Annotated in this window: 16 protein-coding genes; all 16 read left to right on the top strand. The window is 47.6% G+C overall.

Going from position 1 to position 16,022, the window contains the following annotated elements; genetic code table 11:
* Positions 1-10 precede the first annotated feature (10 nt).
* Positions 11-436 (top strand): hypothetical protein, encoded by a 426-nt coding sequence (locus AC1DE7_RS26550; protein WP_056695746.1) that lies wholly within the window; start codon positions 11-13, stop codon positions 434-436.
* A gap of 125 nt (positions 437-561) precedes the next feature.
* On the top strand, positions 562-1,023 hold the full coding sequence (locus tag AC1DE7_RS26545) for a J domain-containing protein (protein ID WP_100528544.1): 462 nt from the start codon (positions 562-564) through the stop codon (positions 1,021-1,023).
* A gap of 42 nt (positions 1,024-1,065) precedes the next feature.
* Complete coding sequence (locus AC1DE7_RS26540) at positions 1,066-1,617, top strand: FHA domain-containing protein (protein WP_127545040.1); 552 nt, start codon at positions 1,066-1,068, stop codon at positions 1,615-1,617.
* 43 nt (positions 1,618-1,660) lie between these two features.
* Entirely contained in the window at positions 1,661-2,194 is a 534-nt protein-coding gene (locus AC1DE7_RS26535) for an FHA domain-containing protein (protein WP_091013796.1), read from the top strand.
* 8 nt (positions 2,195-2,202) lie between these two features.
* Positions 2,203-3,060, top strand: a complete 858-nt coding sequence (locus AC1DE7_RS26530) for a PP2C family protein-serine/threonine phosphatase (RefSeq protein ID WP_100528561.1) — start codon at positions 2,203-2,205, stop codon at positions 3,058-3,060.
* Positions 3,026-4,945 (top strand): serine/threonine protein phosphatase, encoded by a 1,920-nt coding sequence (locus AC1DE7_RS26525; RefSeq protein ID WP_477535522.1) that lies wholly within the window; start codon positions 3,026-3,028, stop codon positions 4,943-4,945. The genes AC1DE7_RS26530 and AC1DE7_RS26525 overlap by 35 nt, the downstream gene beginning before the upstream one ends.
* Positions 4,945-6,237 (top strand): normocyte-binding protein, encoded by a 1,293-nt coding sequence (locus AC1DE7_RS26520; protein ID WP_477535568.1) that lies wholly within the window; start codon positions 4,945-4,947, stop codon positions 6,235-6,237. The genes AC1DE7_RS26525 and AC1DE7_RS26520 overlap by 1 nt, the downstream gene beginning before the upstream one ends.
* Before the next feature lie 7 nt (positions 6,238-6,244).
* Entirely contained in the window at positions 6,245-6,934 is a 690-nt protein-coding gene (locus AC1DE7_RS26515) for an iron-dependent peroxidase (RefSeq protein ID WP_127545047.1), read from the top strand.
* A 32-nt stretch (positions 6,935-6,966) separates the two neighbouring features.
* Positions 6,967-9,618, top strand: a complete 2,652-nt coding sequence (locus AC1DE7_RS26510) for an Hsp70 family protein (protein WP_127545050.1) — start codon at positions 6,967-6,969, stop codon at positions 9,616-9,618.
* 31 nt (positions 9,619-9,649) lie between these two features.
* Entirely contained in the window at positions 9,650-10,423 is a 774-nt protein-coding gene (locus tag AC1DE7_RS26505; protein ID WP_477535521.1) for a DNA and RNA helicase, read from the top strand.
* 43 nt (positions 10,424-10,466) lie between these two features.
* Positions 10,467-11,096 (top strand): hypothetical protein, encoded by a 630-nt coding sequence (locus AC1DE7_RS26500; RefSeq protein ID WP_477535520.1) that lies wholly within the window; start codon positions 10,467-10,469, stop codon positions 11,094-11,096.
* Between the two features lie 15 nt (positions 11,097-11,111).
* Entirely contained in the window at positions 11,112-12,527 is a 1,416-nt protein-coding gene (locus AC1DE7_RS26495; protein WP_253502183.1) for a hypothetical protein, read from the top strand.
* Between the two features lie 20 nt (positions 12,528-12,547).
* Positions 12,548-13,654 (top strand): pentapeptide repeat-containing protein, encoded by a 1,107-nt coding sequence (locus AC1DE7_RS26490; RefSeq protein WP_221824338.1) that lies wholly within the window; start codon positions 12,548-12,550, stop codon positions 13,652-13,654.
* Complete coding sequence (locus AC1DE7_RS26485) at positions 13,636-14,166, top strand: hypothetical protein (RefSeq protein ID WP_221824336.1); 531 nt, start codon at positions 13,636-13,638, stop codon at positions 14,164-14,166. The genes AC1DE7_RS26490 and AC1DE7_RS26485 overlap by 19 nt, the downstream gene beginning before the upstream one ends.
* Positions 14,167-14,182: 16 nt before the next feature.
* Positions 14,183-14,620: a DUF4280 domain-containing protein gene (locus AC1DE7_RS26480; RefSeq protein ID WP_221824334.1), complete on the top strand. Its 438-nt coding sequence runs from the start codon at positions 14,183-14,185 to the stop codon at positions 14,618-14,620.
* Positions 14,595-16,022, top strand: a 1,428-nt coding sequence (locus AC1DE7_RS26475) for a contractile injection system protein, VgrG/Pvc8 family (protein WP_477535519.1), incomplete at its 3' end; no start/stop codon positions are given. The genes AC1DE7_RS26480 and AC1DE7_RS26475, both read left to right, overlap by 26 nt.

Here is a 16,022-nt window from a genome sequence, read left to right as displayed (position 1 = left end):
GTTTTTATTAATGGGTTTTGTATTGAAAGTAGAAGGCGCAGAAACAATCGAATTGGGAATGGATAATATCCGCACAGTAGTGTATGACACAGATACACCGGATGATTCCAACGCTAGATCCACAGATGTAGGTGCAACACTTCGCATCAGTGGCAAAATTATTACAGCAACAGACGGTGACAATGCGGATGACACGATGAAACTTGCTCTGTGGTCACTCGTTCCAGCTGAAAAAGCAGATTGCTACCGTAAAGTGACCCTTGAAGTGGTTGCGGCGGATCAAGTGGTACGCAAAATTTACATGCCTAACGCGTTCGTTGTGGATTACACAGAACGTTTCGGAGATACCGAAGGCGTAGGTGAATTCAGCCTGTTCATCAAACAGAAAAAAGACAAAACGGAATTCACTAAAATTGAAGGCGGCTTCCCTGTATAAAGGGAGAAGCTGATGTTCCGGGTCAGTTATGGCTGGCCCAGAATAATTCTGTCAAGTTAAGGGGCCTTGGTGCCCCTTAATCTTTATTTACGCCCGAATACGGCAGGGAGGCAGGTACGAATACCATGAATGATTATTATGCCGTGCTTGGTGTGGAACGTGAAGCTTCTCCGGAGCAGATCAAGAAGGCTTATCGTCAATTGGCAAAGAAATTTCACCCGGATGTTAATGGGGGAGATGCGCAGGCAGAAATGCGTTTCAAGCAAGTCCATGAGGCCTACAGTACACTCGGAAATCCCGAGTTAAGGGCTGCATACAATCAACAACCTCGATCTACAGGGAACCCAGGAGGGGCAAATGGAGCAACATCCAGTACTGCACGAGAAAAGAGTGGACAAGCCCAAAATGGACCTATGAATACCGAGAAGGTATGGTCTGATCCATCACGAATGCAGGAACAATTTGAACAATTTTTTGGCTATCGCCCCAAAGGCAAGGACAGCTCAAACAGTGGCAAAGCCGATCCCAACAAAGGAATGGATATGTCCGCCATGTTTGACCGATATTTCGGAGTTCGAAAAAAGTAAGCCGGTGGCCTGTAATGGATCGTGCCGGTTCAGGCGGAGGTTATGGAAGTGAAACGAGGAAGGTCGGTAATGACGATAGGGGTTGACGCATGCGTCGCCATGATTTCGTTAGCCGTGCTGTATTACATATTCATCATTAACCGGGACATGAGTGCCCAGTGGATAACTGGAATTATTGTGGTCCTCTCCGGGGGAGCATACTTGTTTTTTAAATACTTACCTGCCAGCAAGAGGGAAAAGAAGAAGTTATCTTCACGTGTTGTGAAACTCGTACTGTTGGACGATGACGGTACAAGTGTGAAGGAATGGTACATTCAGGGTGAGACAAGTGTATTGATCGGAAAAAGTTCGAAGAACAGTGAGGCGGACATTGATTTGTCCGATACTCCATATGCTTCCCTCATCAGTCCGCAACATGCTGTGCTGAACAAAGCCTCGGGCCAATGGTTTATCGAGGATATTGACTCCGCCAGCGGCGTGGGCGTACGTAAGGGAAATCAAAGCAGATCATCCAAATTGGAAATCGAAGAACCCAGCCTGATTGAGGCAGGAGACTTAATTTATATTGCCAATACCCGAATTTTGGTGAAATAACGTTGGCATACCATCATACAAGCTTACGGGGGAATGAAAAGAAATGAGTCTGACAAGATGTGGAAACGGACATATGTTCAGCACGAGACGGCACGGAAACACCTGTCCATATTGTAATCTGGCCGTCGAGTCACCGCCTTCCGGCAATAGTGAAGCAGGGGGAGCAATCCCACGCGCGCCTCGCACGGCAGAGGATGACAGAACGATGCCATACCTGGGAGAAACGACAGGAATTGAACCGGTAACGGGATGGATGGTGTGTATCGAAGGTCCACAGATGGGCCAGGATTATCGGATTATGGCTGAAAAGAACTTTATTGGACGTTCGGAAGAGATGCATGTTCGAATCCTTGGGGATAACACGATTTCAAGGCGCAATCATGCGGTGATTGTATATGATCCCAAAAAACGGAATTTCTATCTGCTGCCCGGCGATGCTTCCGGCCTTGCCTACCATAACAACGAAGCGGTCTATTCTCCGGTGGAACTGGCTGCCTACGACGTCATTCAATTGGGACGCAGTAAATTTATTTTCATCCCATTATGTGGTGTGCATTTTGAATGGGAGCAACAGTGAATACCTTCATGATCTTGTGGAACGACAAGGAGCTAACGCCTTATTGGGTTCTGGCAGCAGGCTGTTTGTCGATCTGGTTGTTGTTATTCGTCCGAAGCCGGATTCCGGTAAGGCAACGTGACGATAGGCCGGTTGGCGTTCAGATCGGGAATGGACAGACCATTGGTGCTCGCAGTGAACAGGATGATTATTTTGCCTGTGCCGTGGAGCCTTATGGTGTGCTTGCGGTACTTGCCGATGGAATTAGCGGATTATCTGGTGGGAAAGTAGCCAGTACCACTGCGGTAGAAACATTTATCCGTGAGTTTGAAGAGTTGGAGCGGTTTCCTGATCCGGAAGAGTTTTGGGATGCTTCTTCCCATGCAGCAAACCAGGCGATTCTTCGTAACTTGCTTGGCGTTCCGGGTGGAACAACGTTGGTATCGGCCATGATCAAGGGCAGAGAGTTATATTGGGGCGCGGTAGGAGACAGTATTTTGGCCGTATTTCGTAAAGGAGAGCTGCTTGCTATCAATCATAAACATACACTGGAAACCCAACTGGAAGAACAGTATATGTCTGGAGAAATATCGGAGCAGGAGGCGTTGGATAATCCGCAGCGCAAAAGGCTGGTCAACTATTTGGGGTACGACCATTTTAAACAAATGGAAATCGCGGACGAGCCGTTTGCACTGCAGCCGGCGGACAAGATTGTGTTATGCAGTGACGGGGTATACAACTCTCTTACTGAGATGGAACTGGAAACTATACTTGCGAAAGACATGTCGCCATTTGATGCAGCTCAGACCATCATTGATTTGATTGAAGAAAAACAGCTCGTGCATCAGGATAATGCCACGATTATCATTTTGGAGCAAGGATGGTAACGGATCAGGCAACGCACAGGGAAGGGAAATGGGGAGACGGATGAGGAAGGAGAACAGTGAATTCAAGACGGCTTTTGTCTCGGAAGCGGGATCTTTCCTGAAAAATCGGGATTTCTACGGCTGCGTTGAGCTGGAAGATTGGGCCTGTTATGTCATTGCAGATGGCCTGGATACAGATACGGAAGTGAATAGCGCACAGATCACAGTGCAGACCATTCTGGAATCCTTTTTGGAAAAGCCAACCATGTCCAAACGCAGACTAACGGAGTATATCAAGATTGCCCATGAATGGTTGCAGTATGAAAGCCGCCGAGTCAGGCTCAAAGCGGGATTTGTCATTGTTGTGACAGATTATACACGTATGGTGTGGGCATCTGCCGGACACAGCCGGTTGTATCATTTTCGTGGAAATCGGCTTGCACTAAAAAGCAAAGATCATAGCGTTGCTGCTCAGTTGGCAGCCGAAGGCCAGATTGCAGAAGATCGTGTGGATCAGCATGATGAACGCGGCAATCTGAACGAATACGCGGGCAAACCTGGCATGATCAGACCGTATGTATCGGATAAGATCAAGCTGGCCGATGGCGATGTGCTTGTGCTCTGCACCCCTGGATTATGGGAAGGGGTGCAAGATGCCGAGATGATCGATGCGGTTGAAGGTGCCAATGACCCGCAGACACTGGCGGATACGCTTGAAGAAGTGATGCTTAGCAAGCAACGTACTCGTATCGAGAATTATAGTGCGGCAGCCATATATGTGAACAAGATTTTTCATGAAGAGCCCAAGAACCGTAAGAAATGGATTAAGCGGATTGCCATCATGCTGGTCATGCTCCTGATTTTTGGTGGAGCCGGCATATTCTACGCTGTAAAAAGTGCAGCCAAAAAAGCTGAATTGGTCGTAGATATGCTGCAATATGAACAGACCGCAGACCAGTACGTCAAGGAACAAGAGTATACCAAGGCGGTCTCGGACTACAGCCTTGCACGCAATAATTCCATCAAAATCAAGGACCCGATACATAAAAAGCTGTTGACCGCGAAGATGGCTGCTGCTCAGACGCTGGTTGATGGGGAAGCTCACCTGAAAGAAGGCGACATTACCAAAGCAACCGCGAGTTACACCAAAGCATTGGAATTGTCTGAATCCTATACCATGTTCAACCGGGAAGTTATTCAGGAGCGACTGGAGCAGATGACCACTTTCCAGCAAGTGCAAGACTGGATCACCGAGGGCGATCTGAAACTCCAGAACGGAGATTACAGTGGAGCAATCATTTTGTATAAACGGGCCAGAACGGCCGCTACGGAGACAGCTTACAAAGATGCGTTGAAGGAGATTGCTACGCAACTGGAGACGGCCGAGACCAAACGTGCAGATATCAAGCGACAATCCCGGCAGCTTCAGGCAGATACGCTGGAACAGAAGGGTGACCGCTTCAATGAAGCCGGAGACTACAGCGGAGCCATGGATGCCTATGCTTCGGCACAGGGAATTTATCAAGAGATCGATATGCTGGAACGTGTGCTGGCCATGGAGCGGAAAATAAACAAACTGGATGAGAAATTAAACCCATCGGTACCGGCGGCTGATCTTACGCAGGATACGGCAGGATCAGACTCACCAAATACCTCGGGCATAACCTCGGATATGACCGGGAGTACAGGAAGTGTGAATACAGGCAATACAGTAGGGAACGGTTCTTCCACTGCTAATGGCACCTCGGCTGGAAATGGCAATGCGGATGCTTCCGGCTCAGGTACTTCTCCTGGAAAAACGACAAGTAATGCTGGCAGCAATTCTGCCTCCAAGGCTGACGGAAGCACCGATACCACGGAGGCTGACGTGAACGAACAGGAATCATCGGAAGGAGGAGATTCATGATGAAAGACATGATTCGTGACCGTCTTAACAAGATGGAGGATCTCGAACAACGCCGCATGCTCAAAGATCTCATGACAGGCGTTTTTCTTAATCTTGTGGAGTATCAGGAGACGCTGAACAAACAGATTGAGCAACGGGTTTTTGATGAGGTGTTGCCGCAGGAGGAACGTCATGATGTATATGTCACATTATGTGCGCGGGAAGATCTGGATCCCATTCATGAATTTCTGTACCCGATCATTCCTGAGGATGCTGAATCACAGTCCGTCTATTTGAGTGAGGCTTCAGAGGCACTGGCGCGTCATGAAGAGATGAAATTATTCACGTTCTACATGGAATGTGGGCAACAGGAACTCCAATCTCTACTGAACAGTAATCGGACATTTCGCGGGGAGATAGTAACCAGTGGAGGCAGGCATGCCATAACGGTTCGGTTGAAATCAAGTGCAGCGTATATCTCCAAAGTTGAAGAATTGTACCGGGTCTTTCGTAAGAACAGTCTGCCATGGAAATCGATCAATGCACCCTATGTGTACAAATTCATTGATTGTGTTCTGGTCAGTTCGGACGATGGAGAAGCATGGGACAAACAACATGCTGTCAAGGAACTTTCCATCCATCTCGAAGAGTTTGAGTCTTATAAAAGAACCAATATGATTCCGCTGTGGAACATTCAGAAGCTGGATATGAAAACGGGTGGATTCCCTGTTCCGGCTTCGGACCGAATCAATTATGAACATGTGTTGCCACTCCGCAAAACCGGAACGGAACACGGATATCTGGTGGATGGAGACGAATCGCATATTCGGTATATCAAAAGATCGGAAGAAGATATCATCATCGTATCACCACTGGAAAAATCCGATTCATGGACGGTGCTGAAAATAGCGGGTCCCGTCGCAACCCGCATTGGCAGGATGGACTATCCGCTGTTTTCCAATAACAAGCGGGAAGGGTTTGCCGGTAAATATGCTCGCCAGGAAGGACGTTCTGTACGATCCAAAGGAGAGATTTCCCGCATGGTTCACGCTTTTCAGGCAGCAGAGGGGTTGGAACTGGAAGATGTGCAAGTGGTGGCGCCAGGACCCGCTTTGGGCATTACGTATCCACTTAATGCATTTGTTAGCGATCATGTCCGTGTTGAAACAGATAAACATCGAATGATTTTAAGGTTCAGCAGACACGGAAAGCAGCCGGGACAGGCCATTTTTCTGGATGATCTGCTGAGCTTTCTGGTATCCGAAATCCAGCTGGCTTTCCCGGAATACTGCTGCGAAGGGGAATGGGTGTGAGTACAGCATGAATTACATCTGGGATCTGATTATTCGGGCCAAGCGTAATGGAACCGATCTGCGCGACGTAACCTTTGTGCCAGCACGTGTATATTCGCCTTACATGGAACTTAGCCAGACAAACCTGAATGCTTCAGGCGTGGAAGGCACGGTTGAAGTCAATCCGTATTATCGCTTTTTTGATATTTTCCGGGACCTCTTCGATATCAATAATGAAGAGCAGGTGGAGTTGCGGGAAGCGCTCTTTGATCTGGTTATTCATTTTCTGGCGGATATGGATTTGATGCAGGGGATGAACAAGAGGGAGTATTATATTCGCTTCATTCTGAAGGATATGCATTCGGGTGTATACGGGGATCGGGTTCGGCGGCGACTGGAGCTGTTCGGACAGGAGGAGCAGGAAGTGATCGCCTGCAATATGCTCCGTTTGTATGATACGGGAGAGGCGGTTCATCTGCTGAGGGATACCCTTGTTCGAATGTTCCCGCGTTCAACCCTATATGCCAATTGTGAAGAAAAGGATGAATTGCTTTTGTATATTGGTCAGGTAGAGCGTACGGAAGCGAAGGAGAAGCTGGAACTGATTCTTGAACTCTTTCTGCCGGTTCGTTTCGACACGGAAATATACTGGAGGCATCATTTTGGCATTCTGGATGTGGATTATACGATGATACAGGACGGGATTGCCCTATATTAAGCAGCACCAGCAGTTGTAAGGAGGAAGTATAGATGAACGGCTATTCATACCGATTGTATCCTGATGCCACGAGCAGGGAACGTTCCAGAGGAACCATGCGTTATACGCGTGAAGAATTGATGGACATGACCACGTTCCAATTACGGAACATTTGCTACAAGGAACGGTTAATCGAGGGATTGGGCCCTCGGACGGAGCGGGAAGAACTGATTCGGATTATTTTAAAATTTCTGGGAGCGGACGATATATTGTGGATCAATCAGTCTGTTGAAGGTGGATTCGAGCGGATACAAAAGGCTATTTCTCGTCATATGACGGCGCCCATGAGCAGTGATGGAGGCATTAGTGTACCTGCGCGACTGATTCTGTACGAAGGATTGAACGTGGACAAGCTGGATCGATATGTGGTTACGGCACCGGGGGGACTAACCGAATCCAACGTACTTTTAGTCAATGAGAGCATGGAGCTGTGCGGCATCTTCAACCTGGTTAAGGACGACTCCGTATCGGGAACCTTTTATTTGACCGCAGGAAGTGGGGCGACCTGGAAGAGATCTGGAAACAGACAGTATAGTCTTCTCTTTTTCCGTAAACGCGACTCGGAGTACCTATATCAGACCTATTATTCCAGCAGACCGCTTCCACCGGTTCATATTCAATATACTCAAATCCCACTGGCAGATCTGGACATCCGGGAGCTTGAACCGACAGAAGCAGTGCTTGCAATTGATTTTGGCACCTCCAATACGACGGCAGGCGCCTATTTGCATAACGGTTATATTCAGGCGCCGAGCAGCCAGGATTTGCTGAATGGGCGAGTCCGTATGGATGCCATCAACTACGTTTCTTTTCCCGATCCTACATACAAAGATACGGATTGGATCGAGGTCTTGCCTACGGCCATTGGGGTGGCGGAGTGTTCGGATCCAGCGAACATTCGTTACGAGTTCGGCTATGAAGCGCTGCGAAGTATGCGTCGGGGAGGGTACAGCAGCCGGGCGAGTGTCTTCCGCAGCATGAAGCGATGGGTGAACAATTACAACAAAATGGAAGAAATCGTCGATGTTCATGGCAATGCGGCCATCGTTTCTCGTATGGATCTGCTGCGTGCGTACATGAATTACATCATCCGAACGGCAGAGCATCAGTTCAAGTGCAAGTTTCGCCATGTGCATTTTACCAGTCCCGTGAAGATGAAAACACAGTTTTTGCAGATGTTCGGCGAGATGCTTCCGGATTATCGGATTGAGCAGACGTATGCGCTGGATGAGGGAATGGCTGTACTCTATAACACCCTTGCTGACGGGATGGAACGTGGTGCTTTCATGGAAGGGCAGACGTATCATGCGCTCGTGATTGATTGTGGCGGTGGAACGACGGATTTATCTTCCTGTGCCTTTACGATCGAGGATGGACATATGGCGTACAAGCTCGATATTCATACTACCTACGAAAATGGGGATACGAACTTCGGAGGTCACAACATTACCTATCGTATTATGCAATTCATGAAAATTGTATTCGCCGACTACTATAGCGGACGCCGTCAGGTGACGGATATTGATAGCCTGATTGAGGCACCTGGTGCGGATGTGTTCCGTCAGGTGGACGAAGAGGGTGTGAAGTCCGTTTATCAGAAGCTGGAGCAGCGATATGATGAGGCAGAACACATCATCCCTACCGCGTTTGCGCGCCGAGAGAATCGTTCACGGGACGAGTATTTGCGGGTAAGAGGCAACTTCTACTTTCTGTGGGAAATCGCAGAAGAGATGAAGCAGCAATTTTTCCGCAAAACCGGCATATTGCGTAACCGATTCCACTCGGAGATGGAGGACGACGGGGACAGTGATCTGCAAATAACGACCATGGAGCGTTGGTTCCTCTCGGTAGAACGGAATGGGGAGTTGAAGGATGAATATGAGTTCCCCGATGTGGTGTTCAATATCAAGGAAATTACCCAGCTGATTAAGGCCGATATCTATGAGGTGGTTCGCAAGTTTTTGGATGATTTCTATCATCAAGGGCGGATGAACCAGTACTCGATTATCAAGTTAACAGGTCAGTCCTGCCGCATTGATGTATTTCGGGAAGCACTGAAAGAGTTCGTTCCAGGCAGAAGCATTGAGTTTCGGCAAAAACCTGCGGAAGGGCGTGTGCCTGATCTTAAACTTGCCTGCCTTCGAGGGGCAATTCGTTATCTGAGTGCCCGCAAAACAGGAAGCGTTCAAGCCGACATCACGCATGATGCCGCTGTAATTCCGTATACCGTAAGTGCCTACACGCATAATGGACGTGAAAAAATGCTGATCAGCAGTCTGGATCGGAGTGATGGTATTCCTGGCAGCATTTCCCGTCCATTCGAGACGGCAGAAGTGGAGTTGTATCTTAGCGGAAGCGATGGCCAGCTGAGACAAAAATTCGTATATGCGAACCGCCCGGAATTCTATAAAGAGGTGCTCTACGAAGACATTCGAGATCGATATGGAGATAAAATTCCGCAGGATGATACGGATTCCATCGTGAATGGAGAGACGAAGTTTTTTGTGTTTCCGGATGATCGTCATTGGGGCTTCCATGTGTTGCCTGTAGCTCGCAGAAATGAACGGCTGTATCTGGGATCGCAGAAGCTGCTTCCGTTTGAAACAGACTTGTCGGAACTGGACTTCTTTGACGGAATGAAGTGAGGACCACGGGCAGAAAGGGGGAACACCGCTCATGTTCACATATTCGTATCCGCATTTTAACAAGGGAAGAATTCTGAAAACATCCATGTTGGAGGGACTACGTGATTTCCCCAGAGACTTCATCGAACTGTACTATCGCGGTTATGCAGATGGCATTCTTGCAGGTGCAGAGGTAGAAGTGTTCCCGGACAAATTGGTCGTCGCCCCTGGGATGGTGCTGCATAATGGAAGGCTTTATATGCTGACAGAGCCTATGGAACTGGCATACCAAGCTACGGGACGGGTCAATGTGCTGAAGCTTCAGTTTACCGAGGAGGAGACCGTGAGTGACATGACGATAAGCCATTCAGAGCTGCTCTTGGATGAAGAGACAACGTGCACATCGAGAGAGTTGGAGCTGGCTCGATTCAAGCTGAAGGAAGGGGCCCGGCTGCGGCGTGACTACCAGACCTTTGCCGACTTGGCAACGGAGTTCAACACCCTGCATGTCATTCATGTCCCTTATGCAGCCGAGGGGGCAAGCACCTTATCTCCTGTTGTCATGAAGGATTATGCCGAGAGGTTGCTTCGAACGGGGACCTCTGATCCCCAGGATCTGGTCTTCGCCATGATGTGTCTCAATGAAGGAACGGTTGCGCGTAGCGTCATTTTGCATCACATTGCTAGTCGATTAGGGCTGGAGTACAGAGAATATGATAATGCGCAAATTCATCGATATCTGGATCGCATACTGGCGAATGCAGGTCGGGGAACGGGACGTTCGGGTATGCCGGTGGGTGGACCACATCGTATGATTGTGGATTGAAATTTTCAAGTGAATGGGAGGATGGAATTCGTTTATGGAACATATGGATCGCAAAATCATCCCGATGTTATATGGCAAAACATTGAACGGTGAACCTCATCAGGGAACAGAGACTAGAGATGTTGAAGCCTCTCCTGAATCAAGAGAAGTAAAACCATTCGAGCCAATAACCATGATACGCCTTGAACAGGAAACGATACATCTGAGAAGAACGGAGCTATACGAGGGCAAGGTTACGGTGTCTCTTCCCCGCACATTTCGTTTGGTGACAGAAAGAGAAGCTCAGTTAAAATATCCGTCGTCCCATCGTCCTGAATGGATCTATACCAATGATTCGGGAACGATCAACTTTACGTTCAAGACATTGGATCATCGTCTTGCTCCGGAAGAGCTGAATTCCTTTACGGAATCGATGGCTGATGTGATTCGTGCAACTCAACCTGTACGAGAATGGAAAAAACACGGCGTTCGAGTGACGGATGCCGGTCTTTCCACGGGTTACTGCCAGTTCGTTGTTCAGGGATTGAATGATCAAATTTATAACCATATGGTGTTCACCATTTTAGATCAGAAAGTCCTTGTTTATGGTTTTAACTGTACGGACGATGAGAAGAGAAATTGGATGGAACCCGGTGGTACACTTCTGGATACACTCATTGTCGAAATGAATTAGAGAGGAGCTGAGTCCATGAGCCTGACGTATGAAAATCTGATTATTGAACCTTATGAGCTAGTACATCTGCAAGAATTGACAATCCGCAAAAAGATGAATGAGCACACCCGTCTTGTTTTCAAAGGCATGGTATCCGAGGAATGGAAAGATCGTTATGTGGATGTTACGGATAAGAATACCCCGATTGAAGTGTGGCAAAAGGACGAGGAAGGGAACAAAAGTCCGCTATTCAAAGGCATTCCTTTATCTGTAGAAGTACAGGTTGTGAGGGGCGTATATACGCTCCAGGTTGAAGCAATCTCACATACATACCTGATGGATGTCAAGAAGCGAACCCGTACGTTTCAAAACATCCAGATGACGCTCCCTGAATTGTTAAAGGAGCTGGATCAGGATTATCCGGGACTGGACGTGATCGATGAGGGGACCGGGGGAGCCAAGATTGGCAAGGTTGCCGTGCAATACCAGGAAACAGACTGGGCATTTCTCAGAAGACTGGCTTCCCGATTTCATACGAGTCTGATGCCTGCGGCTCAATTCGACAGTCCCAAATTTTATTTCGGCGTATATGAGCATGGTAACTCGATCGAACTGGACAATACGCGTTATACCGTCCACAAAAACATGACTCCGTTCATGTACTTCACAGAGAACGAGACTGTAAATGTGAATGAAAGTGACTTCATTGTATACGAAGTGGAGACAGATCAAGTTATGGAACTGGGACACCATATCTCATTCCGTGGCAGAAGTCTGTATCTTACGGAAGCCTATACGGAACTAGCCGGAGGTATTCTAAAGCATAAATATGTGCTGAGTCTTCACAAAGGATTGCGGCAAAAGACGTACTACAATCCGCTGATTGCTGGAAGCTCATTAATGGGGCGTGTTATCGGTGTACATGGTGGACAGGTTCAGGTGCATCTTGATTGTGATGATAAACAAGGGACGGAAGATGCACTGTGGCTGTTGTATCAATCTCCGTATATTGCAGAGGGAGAGACCGGCTGGTATGTCATGCCCGAAATTGGTGACCCGATAGCTGTATATTTCCCAACGATGTATGAAGAAGATGCTTACGCCACAGGTGCTCCACGACTGGATAACAAGTCGACATCCACCAACAAGCTGAACAATCCAGATCATAAAATTTTTCGCACTCCTCATGGGAAAGAGATACGTCTTACTCCAGACGCTGTAATCATTAGCGGCAAAGAAGGAGAGGTCTATATTCGACTTAGTGGAAATGAAGGTATTCATATTGCAGGTAGTCAGCAAGTAAGTATGTCAGCAGGAGGGAGCATTTCGCTAAAAGCAGGAAAGAAAATTACATTATCTGCTGGATCAGAACTTCTTCTTGAAGGAGGAGGAGGGAAAATAAGGCTGGATGGTCAGGCTCAAATGAGCGGGACAGAAGTGAAATCTAATTAACGTTGGAAGGAGGAAAGTCAGTGAGCCGGAAGGAATCACTACTGCACTTTTATACGAATCAAGTGGAGCCTGAACGAATCAGGCTGATGGCTGACCTTCAATATACATTAAATAGCCAATCCCCAATGTTGACTACGGAGTTCCTAAGTTATTTCGAAGAATTAACTAGTAAAGTAAGGCACAGTCAACAGATTGGTGCCAAAGGGAATGTTGCTTACATCCAATATTCTTTGTTGCGGACAGAAGTCGCTACGGGAGCGATGCATTATCTTGCCGAAGCCAGTGATATGTCATGGCTTCTCGACAGAGAGCCTATACAGGCAATATATGATGCCCAGTGGGCCTTTGATTGTTTGGAACGGATGCTTGATCGTTTGAAGAAGACACTTCCTGATTATCAGGGGATGATCTCGATGGTTGAACTGGATCGAATACGACTTCAAGAGGTAACTTTGGTTCACCGCTATGTTATTTATTTTATTCGTCAATGTTTCCATCAGCTCCTTGATTCCCAACTGATATCGGATATGCAGGTGGAGCCCGAATTTGAGGTTCGTGTAGGGGAGTATTTGGATACCAGTGAATGTGTGTATCGACTTGACCAACGAGAACGGAACCTGGAAGACATCGGCAGGGAGCTTGAAGAGGGTGATGGTTTGGGTGGGATGTATGCGGACTATCACGATCTGGACATGGAAGAGATGATATGCAGTGATCTAGACTTCCGGTATAGCAGGTTTAATGACATCAGATTAAAATCAACAGATTTTGAACGTTGTGTCTTGGTAGGCACACGTTGGCATAACTGTGATATGAGAGATACCAATTTTGCTGACAGTCTACTATACGGTGCTGACTTCAATGGATGTTCACTGGAGAGGGCTATCTTCAGGGGCATTTCTGGGGAAGAAGGGCATCCTGATGGTCGAATACAGGGTCCTGGGTACTCAGGTATCAACTTCGAGAATGCCAACTTAACCGGAGCAGATTTCAGGGGAGCGCGACTCCGTGGAGCTATATTTCGTAGAGCAAACCTAACCAACGTGTTATGGGATGGGGCAGATCTGGAAGATGCGATATTTGAGGAGTCGGTGAAGGAGGAATCGCCATGCGATACTTTAGGCTGATGCAGGATACCAGATGGACAAATCGTGTAGAGACAGAAGCGGTTGGTGAGGTACAGCGTCGAGAGTGGAATGCTTCTTTTCAGGAGGGGAGTGGTAATCACACCGCAATTAACCTTTCAATCAAAAGCAGACCTAATGTAGATTACACCGATTATTTGGAGCGCCCTGTACCTCTGGTATCGGATCGAATGCTGGAAGTATTTACGTTGTACCATCCCGGCTTAATTCGCAGGGCGGCAGTGTTGACGGACAAAGCACGTATGTCCCAGGAGACCTATTGGGCTATTTATCCAACGGTAATGGATGTGCTCTCTCCCCAAACGGAACGTCATCTGGATGGAAGTCTGAAACAGATTGTTCTGGATCGAGGTAAGGCTGAACTTCCTTTGTTTCAATTAAAGGAACCTCGTGAATCTGTCATCATCGTTAATCTAGCTTTGGCAGAGAGTCTGCTGCGTCGGGATTTTTCCGGGATTCAGCTGGTCCGTCTGGAGCAGGAACAGACAATATAGAGAGGAGAGAGGCGAAATGACACAAGGTAATCAAGAGAGTGAGATCAGTCTTCAACCTGCTACAGGAGATTCCAAGAGTTATGTGGTTGCCGGAGCGATTCTGCATTGCAGTTGTGGTACACAGCGTACCCGATTGAAGATCCCATTTAGTCATGGCGTTTACATCAAAGGCAAGGCTCAGTTGACGATTGAAGATTATGTACCTGGAGTCCATATTGGATCATTTGGAAATTGCTCCAATATGGAGAATCCGGCTGTATCCAACAGTATGATGGTGGATATCTATGGGGTGAAGAAAGCACCGTGTGTACCTGTATTGACTATGCCTTGGCTACATGGCAAAGGAGATGCCAAGGTGGAAGGGAAAGCTGCTCTACTTGGTCACTGTACGCATAAGTGTCTGTATGGTGGAGATATCGTCATCGAGGATGACGGACAGCAGCTGGATTTTTGAGATGAACGAATCCATGAAAAAGGTACAGGAACGCATCGGATACGAACAACTCCGTTTATATTGGCCGTATAAAGTGCAATGGCTGGAAGAAATCCGAATTACCCGACAGATTAATGAGCATGCGAAGTTATATATTAGCGGCGTTATACCGGAGGAAGATGGACCAGGCATCCTTCATGTCCAGGCTGAAGGAGAACCGATTGTACTAAGACAGCTAGATCAAATGGGGAAATCTGTAAGGCGTCTGTTTCATGGCGTGATGACTTCATTAACTGTACATTTGGTTGGTGGCATATACAGGTTCGAGCTAGAGGCCATATCGAATACATATCAGATGGACATTGAAATATCCGAGCGAGCATTCCAGAACAGGGCGATGTCCTATGGCGAATTAGTTAAATACGTGATGAAGGCGTATACCTACTCGGATGTAATTGATAATGTCACAGAGAATACCCAATTGGGAGAACTTGTTTTACAATATAGAGAAACCGACTGGATGTTTCTGAGACGTTTGGCTTCCCGGTTTGGTACCGTACTGGTGCCTGAAGTGACAGCGGCTTCACCGAAATTGTTCTTCGGGTTGCCCATGGGCAAGTTGTGGAAATGGCCTCTGGATCGTCCATATCATGTCAAGAAAGAAATGGGCCATCTGAATTGGCATGGGGATGAACAGCATCGGTATATGATGCAGGATCCCAAAGGTACACAGGGGGCGCTCATCTATACGATGGAGTGTTATGAAACCTATGCTTTGGGTGATAAAGTCGAACTGCCTGACGGGAAAGAATTAACGGTAACTCAAGCGGAATCCCGATTGGAATCCGGGTTGCTCATGACTACATATCGTATGATGTTGGAAGACCATATTCGGGTTCCACGATCCGATCTTCTGGATCTCATTGGCCTCTCCTTATACGGTGAAGTAATCCGCATTATTGGTGATCGTGTACAGATGGAACTGTATATCGAAGATGGTCCGATTAAAGCAGAATCTTCCTGTCCATATCCTTTATCGACATCTTACGTCGCCGAAGGTCACAGCGGACTCTACCTGATGCCAGAAATTGGTGACACGGTGGAACTGTACATTCCTGGAACTCGCGAGTCCAAGGCTTATATTCGTCATGCAGTGCCCGAAAGCAAGCGTTCGGTTTCCGGTGGAACGCAACACAAACTGTGGGGCCATCCTGACGGACCATCTATTGGTATGTCATCGGATGAGGTGACCGTACAGGCTGGAGCTGGATTAGTCATCACACTGAATGACCAAGGTGTAATGATGCAGAGTGCAGGTAACATCTCGATTCAGGGTGGCAGTCTATCACTTAAAGCAGGTCAGATTAAAGCAACCGCCCCTGAAGCAATTTGGCTTCTTGGCGGAGGAAGCAGCTTTATATTG

This window comes from Paenibacillus sp. 10L310, from assembly GCF_056395745.1.
The sequence above is the reverse complement of the archived record's forward strand: the minus strand, read 5'-3'. Positions and strand labels throughout refer to the sequence as shown.